At 37.1% G+C, this 20,451-nt stretch carries 14 protein-coding genes; 5 read left to right on the top strand and 9 right to left on the bottom strand.

The annotated features are described in order from the left end of the window. Window positions 1–32: 32 nt before the first annotated feature. The 4 genes from ruvA to WEEVI_RS10910 are packed head-to-tail and all read left to right on the top strand — an operon-like array spanning window position 33 to window position 8,473. Window positions 33–614: a Holliday junction branch migration protein RuvA gene (ruvA, locus tag WEEVI_RS04235; RefSeq protein ID WP_013597928.1), complete on the top strand. Its 582-nt coding sequence runs from the start codon at window positions 33–35 to the stop codon at window positions 612–614. 5 nt (window positions 615–619) lie between these two features. Continuing rightward, window positions 620–7,666, top strand: coding sequence for a T9SS outer membrane translocon Sov/SprA (gene sov, locus WEEVI_RS04230; RefSeq protein WP_232013427.1), 7,047 nt, complete (start codon window positions 620–622; stop codon window positions 7,664–7,666). 35 nt (window positions 7,667–7,701) lie between these two features. Further along, window positions 7,702–8,082, top strand: coding sequence for a glycine cleavage system protein GcvH (gene gcvH, locus WEEVI_RS04225; RefSeq protein ID WP_013597926.1), 381 nt, complete (start codon window positions 7,702–7,704; stop codon window positions 8,080–8,082). Next, window positions 8,048–8,473, top strand: coding sequence for a VanZ family protein (locus tag WEEVI_RS10910; RefSeq protein WP_013597925.1), 426 nt, complete (start codon window positions 8,048–8,050; stop codon window positions 8,471–8,473). Before gcvH ends, WEEVI_RS10910 begins: the two co-directional genes overlap by 35 nt. Here the strand turns inward: WEEVI_RS10910 and ygiD are convergent. After that, window positions 8,442–9,272, bottom strand: a complete 831-nt coding sequence (ygiD, locus tag WEEVI_RS04215) for a 4,5-DOPA-extradiol-dioxygenase (RefSeq protein ID WP_013597924.1) — start codon at window positions 9,270–9,272, stop codon at window positions 8,442–8,444. The genes WEEVI_RS10910 and ygiD overlap by 32 nt on opposite strands. A gap of 252 nt (window positions 9,273–9,524) precedes the next feature. Between ygiD and hutU the strand changes: the two genes are divergently transcribed. After that, window positions 9,525–11,528, top strand: coding sequence for a urocanate hydratase (hutU, locus tag WEEVI_RS04210; protein WP_013597923.1), 2,004 nt, complete (start codon window positions 9,525–9,527; stop codon window positions 11,526–11,528). 67 nt (window positions 11,529–11,595) lie between these two features. Here the strand turns inward: hutU and WEEVI_RS04205 are convergent, their stop codons facing one another. The 8 genes from WEEVI_RS04205 to nuoI all read right to left on the bottom strand — a co-directional run bounded on the left by WEEVI_RS04205 (window position 11,596) and on the right by nuoI (window position 20,448). Then, the gene (locus WEEVI_RS04205; RefSeq protein WP_013597922.1) at window positions 11,596–12,354 is read right to left on the bottom strand and encodes a type III pantothenate kinase; all 759 of its coding nucleotides are present in this window, start codon (window positions 12,352–12,354) and stop codon (window positions 11,596–11,598) included. After that, the gene (locus tag WEEVI_RS04200; protein WP_013597921.1) at window positions 12,354–14,201 is read right to left on the bottom strand and encodes a M1 family metallopeptidase; all 1,848 of its coding nucleotides are present in this window, start codon (window positions 14,199–14,201) and stop codon (window positions 12,354–12,356) included. Before WEEVI_RS04200 ends, WEEVI_RS04205 begins: the two co-directional genes overlap by 1 nt. Before the next feature lie 141 nt (window positions 14,202–14,342). Beyond that, on the bottom strand, window positions 14,343–15,731 hold the full coding sequence (locus WEEVI_RS04195) for an NADH-quinone oxidoreductase subunit N (protein ID WP_013597920.1): 1,389 nt from the start codon (window positions 15,729–15,731) through the stop codon (window positions 14,343–14,345). A gap of 21 nt (window positions 15,732–15,752) precedes the next feature. Then, the gene (locus WEEVI_RS04190) at window positions 15,753–17,171 is read right to left on the bottom strand and encodes a complex I subunit 4 family protein (protein WP_013597919.1); all 1,419 of its coding nucleotides are present in this window, start codon (window positions 17,169–17,171) and stop codon (window positions 15,753–15,755) included. Between the two features lie 6 nt (window positions 17,172–17,177). Beyond that, window positions 17,178–19,076, bottom strand: coding sequence for an NADH-quinone oxidoreductase subunit L (gene nuoL / locus WEEVI_RS04185; RefSeq protein WP_013597918.1), 1,899 nt, complete (start codon window positions 19,074–19,076; stop codon window positions 17,178–17,180). A gap of 4 nt (window positions 19,077–19,080) precedes the next feature. Next, window positions 19,081–19,407: an NADH-quinone oxidoreductase subunit NuoK gene (nuoK, locus tag WEEVI_RS04180; RefSeq protein ID WP_013597917.1), complete on the bottom strand. Its 327-nt coding sequence runs from the start codon at window positions 19,405–19,407 to the stop codon at window positions 19,081–19,083. A gap of 22 nt (window positions 19,408–19,429) precedes the next feature. Beyond that, on the bottom strand, window positions 19,430–19,945 hold the full coding sequence (locus WEEVI_RS04175) for an NADH-quinone oxidoreductase subunit J family protein (protein WP_013597916.1): 516 nt from the start codon (window positions 19,943–19,945) through the stop codon (window positions 19,430–19,432). Window positions 19,946–19,947: 2 nt separating this feature from the next. Continuing rightward, window positions 19,948–20,448, bottom strand: a complete 501-nt coding sequence (nuoI, locus tag WEEVI_RS04170; protein ID WP_013597915.1) for an NADH-quinone oxidoreductase subunit NuoI — start codon at window positions 20,446–20,448, stop codon at window positions 19,948–19,950. Window positions 20,449–20,451: the final 3 nt, after the last annotated feature.

Genomic DNA, 20,451 nt, shown 5'->3' with positions numbered 1-20,451 from the left:
TTCATTAACACCATAGATATAAATTTATTCGGATGATAACACAACTTAGAGGGCGACTTGTAGAAGTTCATCCTTCGTACGCAGTTGTTGATTGTAATGGAGTTGGTTATTGGGTAAACATATCCCTAAACACATATTCTAGCTTGGTAATTGATGAAGTGATTACCCTCTATACACAACAAATAATTCGTGATGATGCACATCTATTATACGGTTTCAACACCATAGAAGAACGGTCTATTTTCCAGAAGCTGATTAGTGTAAACGGAGTAGGGCCTGCTTCTGCAATGATGATGCTATCGACTTTGTCACCTAAAGAAATACAAACCGCAATCTACACAGAAGATGCAAAGTTGTTACAAAGTGTTAAAGGGATTGGAGCCAAAACTGCCCAAAGAATTATTATAGATCTGAAAGATAAGCTAGAAGAAATCAACCTAGAAGATGTTAATTCTTTACCTCACAAAAATAAAACACGCATAGAAGCGTTATCAGCATTAGAAGTTTTAGGAATTCCGCGTAAGGTGGCCGAAAAAACTATCGATCAAGTATTAGACAAAAATGCGGATGCAACTGTAGAAACTTTAGTAAAAGAAACCCTAAAAAAACTTTGATTAGTTTGAGACAAAATATATACTCTATCGCCTTTGTTCTACAAACATTACTTGTATTTTTTGGTTTATGTAATGTCGTAGATGCACAAGAACAAGACACCCTGAAATTTCCGTTTAATCATCAATCGGGAGGATTATTTCTAGATAATCAAATCGAATATACGGTAGAATATGATGCTGTGTATGGTCGATATATTTTATATCCAATGATAGGAACCTCTATGGTTGCCGAACCGATTTATTTATCCAGAAAAGAATATTTAGCTTTAGTGCAAAGCCAAGAAATCAATAAATATTATCGAATAAAATCGCAAACCAACGATCAATACTATCGAGAATTACAGTTTGGTGATAAGGAACAGGATAAATTAGCCAATATTATACCGACCTTTCAAGTAAAATCAAGAGCATTCGAAAGTATTTTCGGTGGGAATGAAATTTCACTTACTCCACAAGGATATGCCAACATAGATTTAGGTGTTTTTTTACAAAAAATAGACAACCCAATGTTGCTGCCACAAAACAGAAACACACTAACAATCGATCTACAACAAAGAATGCAGCTTAGTGTTTTGGGTAAAGTAGGAGAAAACCTACAGCTCAAAATGAATTACGACACACAATCAGGGTTTGCTTTCGAGAATCAGACTAAACTACAATGGCGTAAAGCCATAGCGAATAAGTTAGACCCTTTTGCAGGAGATGATGATATTTTGCAAAATGTAGAACTAGGAAACATTTCCATGCCATTAACAAACTCACTGATCAAAGGCTCGCAATCTCTGTTTGGGGTACGAACCGATCTGAAATTCGGGAATACCAACGTGACAGCTGTTTTTTCTGAACAAAGATCAGAAGGGAAAAGCATCACCGTGCAAGGTGGAGGTGTGATGAGTGAGTTTACAATCTACGCAGAAAACTACGAGTACAACAAGCACTTCTTCTTAGGGCATTACTTCAGAAATAACTATGACCGCGCCCTGAAGAACTATCCAGGTATAGCAAGCCAAACCAACATTACACGCATAGAAGTTTGGAAAATTGATCGATCTGGAGGAAATGTAAATAATCGACGCTCGATTATTGCTCTGCGAGATTTGGGTGAGGACAATACAACATCTTATCCAGTAAATGGAGCGATATATAATTCTGTTTCATCGCTTATCGGTAGCGATAGAAATATTAGCAATGCACGAAATCTACTTAACGGCTATTCGTATAACGGACAAACTTTTGTCGATGGAGAACACTACGCAATAAATGAGAATGTTAGGAAATTAGACCCAAGTGAGTATACCTTTCATCCACAGCTGGGCTACATAACTTTAAATTCACCATTGGTAGATGGAGATGATTTATTAGCAATTTCTTACCAATACCAAGTAGGAAATCAGGTTTACAGTGTCGGGGATATGTCAGATGGTGGAAGCACTACATTAATTACCAAACTCATCAAACCAAATGCAGTGATCAATACAAAATCACCAACCTGGGATTTGATGATGAAAAATATTTATTCGCTGAATGCATATGGGTTAGATCCTCAGGATTTTACGATGAATATCATGTTCAAAGATAACGGGCAAAATTCATCAGGTACAGTCAACTATTTACCAAATACCAATATAGCAGATCAGACACTCTTGCAAGTCCTCCATATGGACCGCCTAAACCAATCTGGTCAACCACAAGAAAATAGAGAAGGAACGACAACAACGTACGGAGATGGTAAATTCGACTTTGTAAGTGGAATAACAGTCGATGTACAACGTGGTGCAATTATCTTTACAACAGTAGAACCATTTGGTAAATATCTTCGCAATCAACTAGATCCAAACATCGCCGATCAGTATGTGTTTGATGGAATATATACCAAACTACCCGCAACCTTAATTCAAGAAAAACTAGCCAACCGATATAGTCTTACTGGTCGATACAAAGGTACCGTTGGCGATGGAGTAGCATTAGGCGCTTTCAACGTACCGCAAGGTTCGGTTGTGGTTACGGCCAATGGACAAACCCTAACAGAAGGAGTAGATTATACTGTGGATTACCAATTGGGACGTGTGAAAATCATTAATCAACAATTAAAAGACTCAGGCACACCGATCAATATTAGTATGGAGAATCAGGCAACATTCAACCTACAAAAAAAACGCTTCATTGGGTTGAATGCTGAACATCACTTCTCGGAAAAGTTTGTCGTAGGTGCAACCATGGTCAATTATCAAGAGAGACCGATGACCCAGAAAACACAATTTGGTAGTGAAGCTGTAAACAACACAATTTTTGGGGTTAATACCCAGATCAATACGCAAAGCGAATGGTTAACCAGAATGGCAAATTATCTACCGGGCGTACAAACAGAAGATCCGTCGAATATTACCTTCAATGCAGAAGGAGCATATTTGTTGCCAGGTATCAATAAAGCGACAGAAGGCTACTCGTATATTGACGATTTTGAAGATGCACAAACCAACATCAGTTTGATGGATCCCAACAGCTGGAAGTTTGCCAGTACACCAGGAAGACCAGCCGGAGTGAGCTTCAATATACATCCCTATTTCCCGAACGGCAACCAGACCGATAACTTGGCATTCAACAATGGTAGAAAAATGTTGTCTTGGTATACGATTGATCCCCGTTTCTATGGATTAGGAGGTGCGTCACCTCTTTCGGATAATGATATTTCTAATCATCGTTCTCGACGTGTAGAGATGAAAGAATTATTCGATCAACGCGATATTATGGCAGGAACCCAATCCTACCTAAGTACCTTTGATATGACGTTTTATCCACAAATTAGAGGGCCGTACAACATCAATCCGAACCAAAATGATACCGAGAGCTGGGGAGCAACGATGCGTGCTTTGACGGTTTCTAACCTTGTCGAAAACAATGTAGAATATATAGAGTTTTGGATGATGGATCCATACGCAGACGGTCATGGTGGCGATGGTGAATTATTAATCCATTTAGGAAGCGTATCAGAAGATATTCTAAAAGATGGTGAATTGGCTTTCGAGAATGGAATGCCTTTCCCAGGAAGTTCGTACGAAGCAAAAGAAACTTCTTGGGGTAAAACGCCAAAATCGACACCACTTCTCTATACTTTCGAAACGGAAGGAGAAAACAGAAAAATCCAAGATTTAGGTTTCAATGGGTTAACGGATGCCGAAGAAGCAACAAAATATAATTTCACCGAAACCAATCCGATTACAGGAGAACTTGACCCTGCGAACGACAATTATCTTTTCTTTCTAGATAAACGATATGATGGACATCAAAATGGGAGAACGGTACAAGGACGTTATCAATATTATCGAAATCCACAAGGAAACTCTTCAACCGATAATCCACTGCATGCTTCTAGTTTGCGTCCCGATACAGAAGATATTAATGAAGATTTTAATCTAGACCAGACAGAAAATTATCTTCAATATACCCTGAAAATTAATCGTCAAGCGTTGGAAGATCCTAACAACTCGAAAATTGTTGCCCGAAAAGAAGTAAAAGTACGTTTTGCCAACGGGAAAGATTCTACCGTAAAATGGTACCAAGTTCGGATTCCTGTTGATGGTTTTGACCTTGATGTAGACAATGACGGGGTAGATGACATCTTACAAGATAATATAGATCAGGCACAAAGTGTTCTTACTTCTGCTCGCTATATGAGAATGGTGATGCGTGGTTTCCAAGAAGAAACAACCTTGCGTTTTGGTACTTTTGATATGGTGCGAAGCGAATGGAGACGTTATACCAAAAATATTTATCCTGATCAAGGGATTGCTGGTGCAGAAGGACAAGCAGAAGATAGTTTTGTTGGAGATCTAGAAATTGGGGAAGTAAACTTAGAACAAAATAGTAATTCTCAACCACGCTATACATTGCCTCCGGGAGTTTCTCGGGAACATTTACAAGGTGCAACAGGCTATCAGAATATGAATGAGTCTTCGATGACCATCAAAACAAAATTCAGAGGACCAAGTTCTGCAAAAGGAGTCATAAAGAATGTAAATTTAGACTTACGCCGATACAAAAAAATAGAAATGTTTGTATCTGCCCAAAACCTATTAGATGTTACAAATAATCAGTTGGATGAAACCACCAAACTGTTCATACGATTCGGGTCTGATTATGCAGACAACTATTACGAGTATGAGTTGCCGCTGAAATACACACCAAGGTCAGCAACCTCGGTCAATGATATTTGGCCAGAAGAAAACTTTATATCATTATTATCAGATTATTTCATCGATGCTAAAAAACTTAGAGATACCGAAAACTTTGTCAATAATCAACGTTTTGCTTACACGGTAGATGAGACAAATCCTAACAAGATTATTTATGTAAAAGGTCGTCCGACTTTAGGAAATGTTTCCTCTTTGATGATTGGTTTACGTTCGGTCGGAGGAGCAGCTGAAAAAGAAGTTCTTGTTTGGGTAAACGAATTGCGTTTGAGTGATATCGACAACAAAGGAGGTTATGCGGCCAATGCAAGTCTTACCTTCAATTTGGGTGATTTTGCCAATGTACAATTGGCTGGTCGTGTATTGTCCAATGGTTTCGGAGCAGTTGATCAGGGGCCAATCGAACGCAGCCAAGAAGATATCAAAGAATATTCGGTAAATGTAGATGCAAAGTTGGATAAATTGATGCCCAAGAAATGGAATATGGAAGTGCCGTTTAACTTTACCATGACGGAAAGTTTTATCGACCCGAAATACAATCCTTTGGATAATGATATTTTGATGAATGAAGCACCGAACAAAAAAGAGTTAGCCAAAACGGTTCGTCAATATACTCGATACAAGAGTTATTCTTTTAGCAACATTAGAAAGATACGTAACCCGAACAGTCGTCAACCGCACCGATTCTACGATCCATCGAACTTTGCTTTGTCTTTTTCGTATGCAGACGAATATTACCGAGATATTTATACCAAATACAATATCAACCAGAACTTGCGAGCTTCGTTGAACTATAACTACGGATTCCGATTTAAGTCGATAGAGCCATTCAAGAGTTGGCATGCAGTGCACGACACGGCAAAATCGGCGAAGTATTTACGATTTATCAAAGAGTTCAATCTCAATCCTGTCCCAACTCGTTTCTCTTTCCGTACCGATATTAATCGTACCTATACCGAGAATCAGTACCGGGATCTAAGCTCTTATACCGGAGGAAATAGCTTGTTGATGCCTGCAATGTACAGTAGTAATTTCTTATTCGGCTGGCAGTATAATCTTGGGTTTGATCTTACTCGCTCGTTGCGTGTAGATCTCACTTCTTCTACACAAACCCTGAATGATGGAACGGCTTTTTACAAATTAGATCAAAACCTAATCTGGCAAAATTTGTTCTCGGTAGGTAGACCTGTCAATTATGATCAACAATTGCAAGTGAACTATAAGTTACCATTCCGTTTCTTGCCGTATGCCAATTGGGTGAATATGGAATTTGGTTTCACCTCATCCTATAATTGGCGTGCATACTCTAGAGGTATGAGTATATTCGAAGATGAAAATGGTCGAATGAGAAATTTAGGAAATGGTACAGCACAAAACTCGAATACAATTACATTATTAGGAGATTTCGATTTCCAGAAGTTCTATCCAGAGTTCAAAGGTTATCGCCAATACGACTCGATAAGAAAAGGTAGACAAAGCGAAATAGATTCTATCAACAATGCCAATGCAGAACGAGCAAACTCTAAGTTCAGACGTCGACTCAATAACCAAAAATTCAAATTCAAAAATCAATATCGAATGAAAGATATTGCTTGGATGGTTTTAGGATCATTGAAGAAATCACAATTCAATTATAGCCAAAATAACGGAGCCGTAGTTCCAGGTTTATATGGCGAACCAGGCTTCTTCGGTATGGCGTCTGGTATGCCAGGCTTCGGGTTTGTGTACGGAACCGATTTCGATATCAAACGTACATTTGTAGAGCGAGGTTATATTACCAATGACGAGTTGATGTTAGAGCCGTATCAGATAATGAAGTCGAGTAATTTTACAGCAACAGCACTCATCGAACCGATGCCAGACTTCCGTATAGATTTAGATGTTAAACGCAACAAAGATTACCGAAACTATCATTCAGGCTTCAATCTTTTAGGTAACCAATACAATGGGTTTATCAACGAGATGGCGAACCTTAATATTAGTAATATCAGCGTACGAACTGCTTTTACCAATCGAGACGAAATGTACCAAAATTTCCGTACTAATGTAGTGGTTATCGGATCTGGTGAAAACGAAGAATCTTTTTCTAGGTATGATGTAATCTTACCAGCATTTGTTTCTGCAATAGAAGGAAAATCGGCCAAAAAACAAAGCAAAGATTGGAACCGAAAAATCCCAGCTCCTAATTGGCGAATTGCGTACACAGGACTTACCAATATGCCTATTATCAGTAAATGGTTCGATCAGGTAGAAATTACACATAGCTACTTATCATCCTATACAGTATCCGGAGTACAATCGAATATTTTCTACAATAATCCGAGCGTACATTTACCATCGGCCAATAGTAATTCTCCATATTTGTTTACCTCGGTAGCAATGGTAGAAGCTTTCAATCCACTAGTAGGTGTAGATGTAACTTTGCGAAACAATTTTCAGTTTAGAGCACAATATAACCGCGATCGTTTGCTGCAGCTTAATTTTGATAGTTATACCATAAATGAAGACTACGGAAACGAAATTATCGCTGGTTTTGGATATATTTTTAAAGATCTAAAATTCAAGATGCGTTACCAAGGCAGAACCAAAACTGTACGAGGAGATTTGAATATTCGTGGTGACTTTTCGGTAAGAGATAACGAAAGTAGATTGCGTAAGTTCAGTTTCGGAAACGAAGATTCGCAAATTGTTGGTGGACAGAAAATTATGAAATTTATGTTCTCGGCAGATTATAACTTAAGTCAAAACTTAAACATCAAATTCTATTGGGACCAGAATATTTCGAAGTATAAGCTTTCTACTGCTTATCCAATTTCTACAATTCGTACAGGATTAAGTGCTACCTTTACCTTCGGAAATTAATAAACCAAATATTAACAAACCAAAAAAATAATAGTATGAGTTTTCCAACAAATTTAAAGTACAGTAAAGACCACGAATGGGTGGCCGTTGAAGGAGATATTGCAACCATCGGGATCACCGCTTTCGCACAAGGAGAGTTAGGTGACATCGTTTATGTTGACGTAGAAACAGAAGGCGAAACCCTAAACAAAGAAGAGGTTTTCGGGACTGTAGAAGCAGTAAAAACAGTTTCTGATTTGTTTATGCCAATCAGTGGAGAAATAATTTCTTTCAATGCAGATTTAGAGTCATCACCAGAAAATATCAATACAGATCCTTACGGAGAAGGTTGGATTATCAAAGTAAAAATCGAAAATGCAGATGAACTGAACGATTTATTGGATGCCGATGCATACAAAGAATTGGTTGGCGCATAAAATAAACTATCCTAAAACGATATTTTATTGTTACCTAACTTTTCTTATTTTGGTGACTCAAATGCCATCAAGATCAGCAGGAAGTTTCAGTAAAATATCGTTTTTTAAATTTTTTTTTACCTTTCAACATACCGATAAGATTGTTCATTTCATCCTATTCTTTTGCTTGGCAATCTTGGTCTATAATGCGTATAAATTACGCTATTTAGAAGTGTTTTTCGTTACATTTACTGTTAGTTTTCTGGTAGAAATTGCTCAACACCTATTACCTTTCGGTAGGAGTTTCGATTGGTACGATTTGTTGGCAAATGCACTAGGAGCACTTATAGCAATTGCTATTTTATGGCTTTTCTATCCGATTAAGAAGCTTCCAAAATCACAGAAGTCATAAACAATGAGCCACCAACAGGAGCATCATTAAAAAATGATAATTGGTCGTTTTCGTTTTGCAAGCTCAATGTATAAAGCATAGGAAGGTAATGTTCTGGAGTCGGAATCGATAACTGAAAAGCAGTCCCTTGAGCAGAAAAATTAATCAATTTCTCATGCTCGTGCCTCAGCATAAAATCCTTCATTTTTTCATTGGCCTCTAGGGCCCAATCGAAAGCAAAATTATCATTGATTTTCCTCCAATCGATCGCTCGTAAATTATGTACATTATTTCCACTACCCAAAACAAGCACACCTTTGTTACGCAAACTGTGTAAATCACGCGCCAACTCATAATGTTCTTTAGGCGACTTTCTATAATCAAGACTTAGTTCTATTACCGGAATATTTGCCTCAGGGTACATGTGCTTTATCACCGACCAAGCACCATGATCCAAACCCCATGTTTCATCTAAACTTACACTATTGCCACTCAATAAATCTTTTATATAGATTGCCCATTCCCTCGATCCAGGAGCAGGATATTGCACCTCGAACAAAGCTTGCGGAAATCCAAAAAAATCATGAATAGTCTGTGGTGTTTCCATTGCAGTAACTTTCGTGCCAAGTGTTTCCCAATGCGCAGAAATACATAAAATAAGTTTCGGAGGGGGAATTCTCTTTACAATATTACGCATTTCTTGAACAAAAGAATTTTCTTCTATTGCATTCATCGGATTTCCGTGCCCCATAAAAAGTACAGGCATTGTCGGTGTATTCGGTAAATTTTTTGTTAGGTTCGTAAGATGCTTCAAATTCATTTTCTCTCTACTTAATGAACCTAAGATACTAATTATCCATGTTTTTATTTTTGATGCAAATCAAGATCAAACAATAATTGGCAGGATACAATTCTTTGGGTCCAAGAATTTATTTGTCTAAAACTATAAACTACCTATTTGGCCAAGGATTCTATCAAATCCTTTGAAAAGAATAATCTTACTAACTCACAGCATATTCATTTCTTATTTCGAGAATAAATGATTAATTTCGAGACGAAAAAACGCAAAATCATGACATTTCAAGAACAAATACAATCCGGAATACCTACTCAACTACCTCAACCAAAGAAAAGAAATCCAGAACTATCACATGCACCTAAACGCAAAGAAATTCTTTCGAATACCGAAATCGAATTAGCTTTACGAAATGCATTGCGTTATTTCGACCCAAAAGATCATTCGACCTTATTACCAGAATTCAGAGAAGAACTAGAAAAATATGGCCGCATCTATATGTATCGTTTAATGCCCGATTACGAAATGTATGCCCGCCCATTGGATCAATATCCAGGTAAATCTGATCAAGCAAAAGCCATACAATTGATGATTCAAAATAACCTTGATCCTGCAGTTGCTCAGCATCCAGAAGAATTAATTACCTATGGTGGTAATGGTGCAGTTTTCCAGAACTGGGCACAATATCGTCTTACTATGAAGTATCTTTCAGAAATGACCGATGAACAAACTTTGGTAATGTATTCAGGACACCCGATGGGGCTTTTCCCTTCGCACAAAAACGCACCACGCGTGGTGGTAACCAATGGTATGATGATTCCTAATTACTCTAAACAAGATGATTGGGAAAAATACAATGCTTTAGGCGTAACACAATACGGGCAAATGACTGCCGGAAGTTATATGTATATCGGTCCGCAAGGGATCGTTCACGGTACCACAATTACGGTTCTCAACGGTTGTCGAAAAATCATGGATACAAAAGAAAGAAAAAAATTAGGAACCAAAGGAAAACTTTTTGTAACCGCAGGTTTAGGCGGGATGTCGGGGGCACAGCCAAAAGCCGGAAATATTGCTGGTGTTATTTCGGTTACAGCAGAAGTTAATCCAGAAGCAACCTACAAACGATACGAACAAGGTTGGGTAGATGAGGTAATCAAAGATTTGGATGAATTGGTTGTACGAGTGAAAAAAGCAAAAGAAAATAAAGAAGTTGTTTCTATTGCTTATGACGGAAATGTGGTAGATGTTTGGGAGAAATTCTATGAAGAAAATGTATACATCGATTTAGGATCAGATCAGACATCTTTACATAATCCATGGGCAGGAGGATATTATCCTGTAGGGATGAGTGTCGATGAAGCCAATAAAATGATGGCAGAAGATCCAGAAACATTTCGCCTAAAAGTGCAAGAAAGTTTGCGTCGTCATGCAGCAGCAATCAATAAACATACCGCAAAAGGAACCTATTTCTTCGATTATGGGAATGCCTTTTTATTAGAAGCTTCACGTGCTGGAGCAGATGTAATGGCAGAAAATGGGGTCGATTTCAAGTATCCATCTTATGTACAAGATATTATGGGACCTATGTGCTTTGATTTTGGTTTTGGGCCTTTCCGTTGGGTTTGTACATCGGGGAAAGCTGATGATTTACAGAAAACAGATGAAATTGCTTGTCGAGTTCTAGAAGAAATTATGCAACATTCGCCAGATGAAATCAAACAACAAATGCAAGATAATATTACTTGGATAAAAGGGGCACAAGAAAATAAATTGGTAGTAGGTTCGCAAGCCAGAATTTTATATGCAGATGCAGAAGGACGTATAAAAATTGCACAAGCGTTTAACGAAGCAATTGCTAGAGGAGAAATCGGTGAAGTAGTTTTAGGGCGTGATCATCACGATGTTTCGGGTACAGATTCACCGTTCAGAGAAACCTCTAATATCTACGATGGATCACAGTTCACTGCAGATATGGCTATTCATAATGTAATTGGAGATAGTTTCCGAGGGGCAACATGGGTTTCTATTCACAATGGTGGTGGAGTAGGTTGGGGCGAAGTTATCAATGGAGGTTTTGGATTATTACTCGATGGGACTGAGCAAGCCAGTAAACGATTGAAAATGATGTTACATTGGGATGTGAATAACGGAATCGCTCGTCGTTCGTGGGCAAGAAATGATGAGGCTATTTTTGCAATAAAAAGAGCAATGGAAACAGAGCCATTGTTGAAAGTTACTTTACCAAATAAAGTAGATGATGCTTTATTTGGACAATAATATTTCTATTAAAGTATAATATAATGCAATTAAAAAAAGCAACTTTAGATTTCTAAAGTTGCTTTTTTTATCGGTTCAATTCATAAAGTTTCTTTAGACCTTTTATGGTATGTAGTCGATCATCTACGTGAATTTTGGTTGTAAGGGGAGAAAAAACACCACCCAATCCACCGGTAGATATTACAAAAGCATTGCTACCAACTTCTTTATTTATACGGTCTATCATTCCTTCTATCATACTTAGATAACCGTAAACCATTCCACTTTGCATACAAGTAACAGTGTCTAGACCCAAGACATTATTGGGTCGGATGAGTTCTATTTCTGGTAGTTGCGCTGTCTCACCCACCAATGATTTCATTGCCGTATTGATACCAGGAGAAATTACTACTCCGCCCACTTCTCCTGTAGAATCTATGCCTAAAAAAGTTAGAGCTGTACCAAAGTCGATTATAACTTTATAGTCAGGATAACTACTATAATGTGCAGCAACAGCATTGGCATACAAATCAGTTCCCATTTGGTTCGATTTGTGTTTAACAGCTGACGGTGTATTACGATCAACAATCATAGGCTCAATACCATGAATGTCCCTCAAAGCACCCTGAATACGCAGGGTGAGAACAGGAACAACCGAACCAATTACGATGTCGGTAATTTGTTTATAATCAATACCGAAAGGTATATACATGCTGCTAAATTTAGCAAACATTTCATCTTCTGTACGGTATGGTTTACTGTTGATTGTCCATGTTCTTAGTTGTTGTTCTCCATCAAAAACGGCAAAGCGCATGTTAGAGTTTCCTATATTTACGGCTAATAGCATTATTGTGTGATGTTGTTATTAGGGTTTACATCGGCCAAACGTTTGGTTGGGTCGATTTCTGCTTTTTTAATCTCTTTTTTTGTTTTGATAGTATAGGTAGGATTTGTCCAAAACCAATCGGTAAGCACAGTTCTTTTTATGCTTTGGTATAGAGCAAAGGTTTCTGGTTTTTTCTCGCCTCTCATTTCGCGTAATGGTATGTAAAATAGTTCCTTGCTTCCGTCTTGGTATTCTACCAAAACGTCTATTGGCATAGCAAAATCAGAAAGATTACTGATTTTTAGTTCGTTAGTGTTTGTTTTTTCAATCCCATAATCTATAAAACGTGTTGTATTAATAAACAAGTTAAAATACCACTTCAGGTTGATACCTGAAACTTTTTCGGCTGTTCTTTTGAAGTCGTTCGGTGTAGGATGTTTGAATTTCCATTCTTTGTAAAATTGCTTGAAAGTCTCTTTTAGTGCTTCATCACCAATTATATAACCCAATTGAATTGCCATAACTTGACCTTTATAATATGCTTGTAAACTATATGCAAAATTGGTATTATAATAATCGGCTAATAGACTTGCTGGTTCTTCTAAACCCGATTTTGCCAAATTAAAATAGCCTTCGTATGCTTCTGGATTTGGGTTGGGTAGGATGGTTTCTTTTTTCCAGTTCAATGAGCCGAGTTGCTCGATATAAGAAGTGAAACCTTCATCAAACCATTCGTCATGTGTTTCATTGATACCGAAAAGGTGTTGATACCATGAATGTGCAGCTTCATGGAAGATTACACCAATCAAACTATCCAAACTGCGTTCTCCTGTAATGAGGGTTGCAGTTCCGTATTCCATTCCACCATCACCGCCTTGCACTATTGTATATGTTGGCCAAGGATAAGCTCCGAAACGATCTCCTACAAAATCGAAAAAGTCTGCGGTAATGTTAATTGCTTTATGCCAATTCTGTGTGGTTTTGGGACCAGGTTGGTACACAAAATACAGCTCAACTCCTCCTTTGGATTTCCCTTTTTCTACGATATAATCTGGATCTGCACCCCAAGCAAAATCATGTATGTTTTCTGCTTTGTAATGCCACGTTACTTTTCCGTTTTTTACTTTGGGTTTAGCATTTTTCACATATCCTTTTACTTCATTCGGGTTTTGTAGTACTCCAGAGGCACCTACTATATAATCTTTATGGATGTTGATTTGCACATCAAAATTACCGAATGGGGCAACAAATTCTCGACCGATATATTCGTCCAAATGCCATCCAAATTCATCATAATGTGCCATTTTAGGATACCATTGTGTCATCGAAAATTCGACACCTTCAGAAGATTGACGACCAGAGCGGCGAATTTGTGCCGGTACTTGTGCTTGCCAATCGAGTAGAAAGATTGCCGAAGTACCTGCTCTTAGAGGTGTTGGTAAGGAAACTTCTAAGATTGTTCCATCGACCATATAGTTGACTTTTTTACCGTTATAGGTAATAGATTTTATTTTTTGGTAACCAATTTCGTGGGGTTGTAAACGAGCAATTCTACTTTCGTAGATGGGTTTTTCTTTACTTCCTTTATTCGTGACCATTCTCCTATCAGGATCTTTGATATTTGCTAAGCGGTAATCCATCATACTACCTGGTTGGAAGGCATTAAAATACAAATGAAAATATACTTTTTGTAAATCATCATCAGAATTGTTGGTGTATTTCAATTGCATTTTTCCATCATACTGATAGTTTTTTTCGTTAACATCCACCTGAATTTGGTAGTCCACTTTTTGTTGCCAATATCCTTTTCGTTGTGCATTAGAATATTGTAACACAAAAAATGTTAGCAAAAAGATAATCGATCTCATGTTATATTGTTTTATTTAATGTTTTTCAAACATACAAAAATACTGAATTTAATCGTGCTTATTCGCTTGAGAGATTATATAAAACGATATAAAAAAGTCCGAAAAATAATTTTTCGGACTTTTATCGAGAGAAAATATTTTTTACCACATCGGCGTATTAAGACATCGTGTTAAAAGATCTGGGATAATACCCAAAACAATAATAAGAATAACTGATGTTAACAATAAGAAATTGGTCATACCATCTTGCTGTTTATGTTTCGGATTACCTCTCTGGAAATACATTTGTACTATTACTTTGAAATAGTAAAACATTCCCATTACAGCCATTATCAAACCAAGAATTATAATTGCCAAATTGTTTTCGTCCATTGCACCAATACTCAGGGTCATAAATTTGGCTATGAAACCTGCAGTGAGAGGGATTCCGGCCAATGAAATAAGGGCAATTGTAACGCTAAAAGCTAAGATAGGATTTGCTTTTCCGAGTCCGGCAAAATCTGCGTAATTGCCTTTACCCATATTGTTAATCGCGTAGAAAATAATGAATGATGCCAAACTATAAGAAATGGTATAATACATTAGTGCTTCTTTTGCAACCCAGTTGATATTGAAAAGTACAAATAACATAAAACCGGCTTGTGCAATTGATGAATATGCCATCATTTTCTTGACAGAGCGTTGGTTTAATGCACCGTAGTTCCCGATAAATAATGTTAGGAAAATAATTACGGTTAGCAGGTAACGGAAATATACATAATTTTCTTCGTTAAACGGAAACGATTGCATGATTAGGATAAAGCCTAAAAAAGAACCTCCTTTTACGATTGTTGCCATGTACGTGGTGAAAACTGTTGGTGTGCCAGCGTAAACGTCTGGTACCCAGAATTGGAATGGCGCAGCACCTACTTTGAAACAAAATGAGGTGAAAATTAGCACCCAGCCGATATAGTATAAATTTTGTAATTCTGGCAAGAAGGTTTGGATGTTTTGGATAAGAAATGTACCTGTTGATCCATATACGAAACTCATACCCAAAAGTAATATCCCTGTTGAGAAAGCTCCCATCAAAAAATATTTTACGGATGCTTCTGTACTTTTCAAACTATTTTTTGCCGTTCCTGCTATAAGGTACATTGGTATCGATAGTAATTCGATTGCCAAAAACATGGTTATTAGGTTAGCAAATTGTGCCAAAACAGAAATCCCAACAAATGAAAAGAAAATCAAAGCATAATATTCTCCTAAATGTTTCCCGACTTTGTGAAACTCATTACGGTTGATGAGCATATACAATATTGCTAAACCAGCCAAAACACAGAAAAATATAACACCATAGGGCGACGGTTTGATCATGTTGTTATACCGATCAGCTAATATTTCGTAGCCTGCCAATTGGCAAATTCCGCCGATTACCATTCCTAATAAAAGAATAATCGACAAGAGATTTAGTGCTTTATGATTCTTGATGTAGAACCCACTAAACATGAAGACTATCCCGGAAAGTGCTGATAATATTATAATATTCATATCAAATAATTTCTAGAGTATTTAGTGTGCTAATAATGAGAAAATGGCATTTGGATGTACGCCAAAATAAATAATCAAAATTGTGATAAGGCTAAGAACAATGATTACACCAGGTTTTTCTGTATGGTGTTTTCCTGCGTATCTATAAGTTGTTTTGCCAAACATAAGGGCGCTCATCATTCGTAGGGTATATACTGCTGATAAAATTACGCCCAATGAAGCAATTATTGCCCAAAACATATTGTATTTGAATAATGCAGATAACATCATAAATTCTCCAATGAATGATGAGGTAAGTGGTAAGCCGATATTGGCCATTGCAAATACCATAAAGAATATTGCAATGGTAGGATTTACCGTTGCTATACCGCTCAACGATTTCAGGTTGGTTACATGATAGCGTTTTTCCATTATATCAACAATCAACCATAAACCTAGAACAACTAATCCATGCGAAAACATTTGGAAGAATGCCGCAGTGAAACCAGTAGGTTCATTGGTAAATAATGAAAGGAAAATTAGTGCTAAGTGTGCAATGGAACTATAGGCTATAATTTTTTTCACATTGTTAGTGCTTAATGCAATAAGCGAAGCATAGAGAATACCGATAAGAGCAGGAATCAAGAAATATGGTAAGTATTCTGATGCCATTGGGAATAAGCCAATGTACCATTTGACCACTGCAAAAAGTCCCATTTTTGCCATCAATGCACTCAATACAACTGTTACGGGAGTTGGTGAGGTTTTGTAGATGGTCGGTTGCCAGGTATGGAAAGGGAAAATTGGTATTTTGATTACAAAAGCAATTAAAAATAAAAGTGCTAATAAACTTGTAGCACAATATTGCTGTGCCGTTACCGCTTGTACATCATAAAAAAGGAATGATTTTGGTTGTAAATGAAATCCGATAAAAATGATGCCAGCGAGCATCAGCATCGAGCCAAACACGGTGTACAAAAAGAAGGTCATATTGGCCATAATTTTGTTATATCCTTTGCCCCAAATCCCGATTAAGAAATAGGTTGGGATAAGTACAAGCTCCCAGAAAAAATAGAATAAAATAAGATCTTTTGCTAAGAAAACGCCATTGAGTCCAGCGAGTGTTATGAGCATTAAACCATAAAATACATTCGAATATTTTTGTTTGCTAGCTGCCAAATAAATAAACAATAAGCTGTACACTAAGGTCGATAGAAAAACCATTAATCCTCCTAAGTTGGTTGCATCTAATGCATAATAGGTTTTGAGTTGGTTAAAATTAAACCACTCTGCGGTGTATTGTAATTCGTTCGATCCACCTCTATAGAACAGAAAGGTCATTAACGCTAAAAGAAAACCACTAAGAACAGCACCTAGCCAAACGAAAGGCTTTTGTTGTTTCATTAGCAATAGCAGTAAACCAACGAGTGCCGGTAATAGAATAAATAATGATAAAACCATTTTTCGTTATTTTAATAAAGTGCCAATAAAAAAGATTCCGATAGATGCAATAAACCCAATCACCATACAAACGATATAGAAACCTACGTTTCCGTTTTGCAAAGTGCGTATATACGATGCTTGTTTATTACTCAAAATTCCGATACCCGAAATAAATTTTTGCAATCCAGCTTTTTCCATATAGGTATATAGAATATCTCCTAATTGGATTAGAGGAGTTACAATTGCCATTTGATATAGTTGATCGAAATACCATTTATCAGCCATCGATTTTCCGATACCTGTAAATTCTGTTTCTGGTCGATTAGTATACATTTTCTGAGCAAAATAAATTGCAATCAACACTGCAACAAAAAGAGCACCCATCATAATATATTCGGTTGTGTGTGTTAAGTGTATTTCGGTAGGATGAACTACACCCGCCAAAAACGTATTGAGTGTATGAGCATTTTCTACAAAAATAGCAGGAATACCGATGTATCCACCAATAATAGAAAGAACTGATAATATTATCAATGGTAAAGTCATCGGTATTGGGCTTTCGTGTGGATGTATATCTTCTGAGCGTAAATTACCCAAGAATGTTAATGCATACATTCGGAACATATAAAAAGCAGTCATCACAGAAACAGTGAAGCCTAGAGCATAAACTAGCTTATTAGAAGCAAACATAGCCACAAGCATTTCATCTTTCGAGAAGAAACCCGATAAACCTGGTATCCCCGATATGGCTAAGCAACCGATAAGCATTGTTGTATTGGTAATTGGCATGTAGTTTTTCAGTCCACCCATTTTGCTCATATCTTGCTCGTTGTTCATACCGTGAATAACTGAACCAGCACCCAAGAACAATAAAGCTTTGAAGAATGCGTGTGTCAATACGTGGAAAACAGCTGCGATATAGGCACCCGAACCTATTGCAGCGAACATAAGTCCTAATTGAGATACGGTAGAATAAGCTAATACTTTTTTAATATCGTTTTGTTTCATTGCAATCGAGGCAGTTATTAGAGCAGTAATAATTCCTACCCATTGAATAACCGTCATGGTGATGGGTGCCAGATCGAATAAGAAGTTGAGGCGAGTAATCATAAAGATCCCAGCCGTCACCATTGTAGCTGCATGGATAAGTGCAGAAACAGGCGTAGGACCAGCCATCGCATCCGGTAGCCAAGTAAATAGAGGTAATTGTGCCGATTTACCTGTAGCTGCCAAGAAAAGTAACAAGGTGATTCCTACCAAAACTATTTGTACCGTATAGGCATCTGTAGCGGTTACGAAACTGCTTACCGCATGTGCTATTCCTTGATATTCGAAAGTGTTGAATTCTTTATAAATCCAGAACATTGCTAATAAAAAGCCAACATCACCAATTCTATTCATGATGAATGCTTTTTTAGCTGCGGCTACATAGCTCGGGTTGGTAAACCAAAAGCCTATTAGTAAAAACGAGCATAGACCAACACCTTCCCATCCGATAAACATCACAACTAAATTATTTCCCATAACTAATAAAAGCATGAAGAAAATAAAGAGGTTGAGATAAGCGAAATATTTACCATATCCTTTATCGGTCACCATATACGCCGCACTATAGACGTGTATTAGAAACCCGATACCAGTAATAATGAGTAAAAATAAACTGGTTAATGCATCGATCTGGAATGCAAACGGTACATGAAACGTTGGGATATTTATTAAATCAAATGCTTTAAAAACAATGGGTTGAGCATTTTCTCCCGTGGGGATCGTAAAGAAAACAATTAATGAAATAATAAAACTTCCTAAAACACTAAATGATCCGATCGAAGCAATAAGATTTTTTGGTAAATGATTACGTCCTAAACCGTTGATAAAGAATCCGATAAGCGGAAGAAGCGGGATTAACCAAATATACTGTGCCATATTCTTAATTCTTTAAACGGTTTAACAAATTGATATCCACATTATAAACTTTTCTAAACAAAAGGATAATGACCGATAGACCAACTGAGACTTCTGCTGCGGCCACGACCATAATGAAAAAAACTAGCAACTGAGCATCTGTACCAGCTGCTGAGGCTGGATTAAGTTGGTGGTGCATTTTAGAGAAAGCCACCAAGAGTAAATTCACAGAGTTCAACATTAATTCTATACACATAAAAACAACGATGGCATTGCGGCGAATCGAAACGCCAAAAACCCCGATGGTGAATAAGATTAATGCGAAAATAATATAATAACTAATCGGTAACATGAGATAATTTTTCTAGGCTATATTAATCTAGTAATTCTTTGTCTTTTTTGGATAAGATTACCGCACCAATCATGGCCGAGATAAAGAGAATAGAACTCAACTCGAAGGGTAATACATATTCAGAATACAAAACACTTCCAAGGTTTTCTATAAGTCCAATTTCTCCTTTGGCCATTTCTACCTGGGTTTGTGGTGTACCGTTCTCGGTAATAATACCAACCGTAAGGATTATAAACAAGAGAGAAACCAGACTTGCAACAGTTATTTTTATCGGTGTACCAAAGGATTTTTTCTCCGAATTGAGGTTCATCAACATAACCACAAAAAGGAACAAAACCATTATTGCACCTGCATACACAATGATGTTTACTACTGCCAAAAACTGCGCATTGAGTAGTATATAGTGTCCACTAATACAGAAAAAGGTGATAATAAGATATAAAATAGAATGAATCGGATTACGGCTAAAAACCATTAATAAAGCACTAAGTACTGTTAATCCAGCCAAAACATAAAATAAAATTTCTTCTATAGTCATAGTTATTTATTTTTCGGATGCGGAATTAATAAATCTTGTTTGCCGTATACAAAGTTTTTTCTGTCAAAACTTGGTGGTGGAACTGTTTGCGAGAGATAAACCGCATCTTTAGGACAGGCTTCTTCGCAGAAACCACAAAAAATACAACGCAACATATTGATTTCGTATTTTGCTGCATATTTTTCTTCTCGATATAAGTGTTCTTCTCCTGGCAATCGTTCTGCGGCTTCCATTGTAATTGCTTCCGCCGGACAGGCCAAGGCGCAAAGTCCACATGCAGTACAGTTTTCTCTTCCTTCTTCATCACGGTTTAAGATATGCAAACCCCTAAATACCGGACTAAAAGGTCTTTTTTCTTCAGGGTAATTAATGGTTTGTTTCTTCATAAAGAAGTGTTTGATGGTAATCATTAAACCTTTGAAAATCGCAACCAAATAGATTTTTTCCCAAAAATTCATAGGGCGTCTATCTACTGCTTTTGCTCTATTGGTAAGTGCTTTCATAAT

It is taken from the genome of Weeksella virosa DSM 16922 (genome assembly GCF_000189415.1).
In the GTDB taxonomy this organism is placed as follows: Bacteria; Bacteroidota; Bacteroidia; order Flavobacteriales; family Weeksellaceae; genus Weeksella; species Weeksella virosa.
The sequence above is the reverse complement of the archived record's forward strand: the minus strand, read 5'-3'. Positions and strand labels throughout refer to the sequence as shown.

Excerpts from the sequence above, each read along its gene's own strand:
- ruvA (WP_013597928.1), top strand. The coding sequence starts at position 33 with ATGATAACACAACTTAGAGGGCGACTTGTAGAAGTTCATCCTTCGTAC.
- gcvH (WP_013597926.1), top strand. The coding sequence starts at position 7,702 with ATGAGTTTTCCAACAAATTTAAAGTACAGTAAAGACCACGAATGGGTG.
- WEEVI_RS10910 (WP_013597925.1), top strand. The coding sequence starts at position 8,048 with ATGCCGATGCATACAAAGAATTGGTTGGCGCATAAAATAAACTATCCT.
- ygiD (WP_013597924.1), bottom strand. The coding sequence starts at position 9,272 with ATGAATTTGAAGCATCTTACGAACCTAACAAAAAATTTACCGAATACA.
- hutU (WP_013597923.1), top strand. The coding sequence starts at position 9,525 with ATGACATTTCAAGAACAAATACAATCCGGAATACCTACTCAACTACCT.
- WEEVI_RS04205 (WP_013597922.1), bottom strand. The coding sequence starts at position 12,354 with ATGCTATTAGCCGTAAATATAGGAAACTCTAACATGCGCTTTGCCGTT.
- WEEVI_RS04200 (WP_013597921.1), bottom strand. The coding sequence starts at position 14,201 with ATGAGATCGATTATCTTTTTGCTAACATTTTTTGTGTTACAATATTCT.
- WEEVI_RS04195 (WP_013597920.1), bottom strand. The coding sequence starts at position 15,731 with ATGAATATTATAATATTATCAGCACTTTCCGGGATAGTCTTCATGTTT.
- WEEVI_RS04190 (WP_013597919.1), bottom strand. The coding sequence starts at position 17,171 with ATGGTTTTATCATTATTTATTCTATTACCGGCACTCGTTGGTTTACTG.
- nuoL (WP_013597918.1), bottom strand. The coding sequence starts at position 19,076 with ATGGCACAGTATATTTGGTTAATCCCGCTTCTTCCGCTTATCGGATTC.
- nuoK (WP_013597917.1), bottom strand. The coding sequence starts at position 19,407 with ATGTTACCGATTAGTTATTATATTATTTTCGCATTAATCTTATTCACC.
- WEEVI_RS04175 (WP_013597916.1), bottom strand. The coding sequence starts at position 19,945 with ATGACTATAGAAGAAATTTTATTTTATGTTTTGGCTGGATTAACAGTA.
- nuoI (WP_013597915.1), bottom strand. The coding sequence starts at position 20,448 with ATGAAAGCACTTACCAATAGAGCAAAAGCAGTAGATAGACGCCCTATG.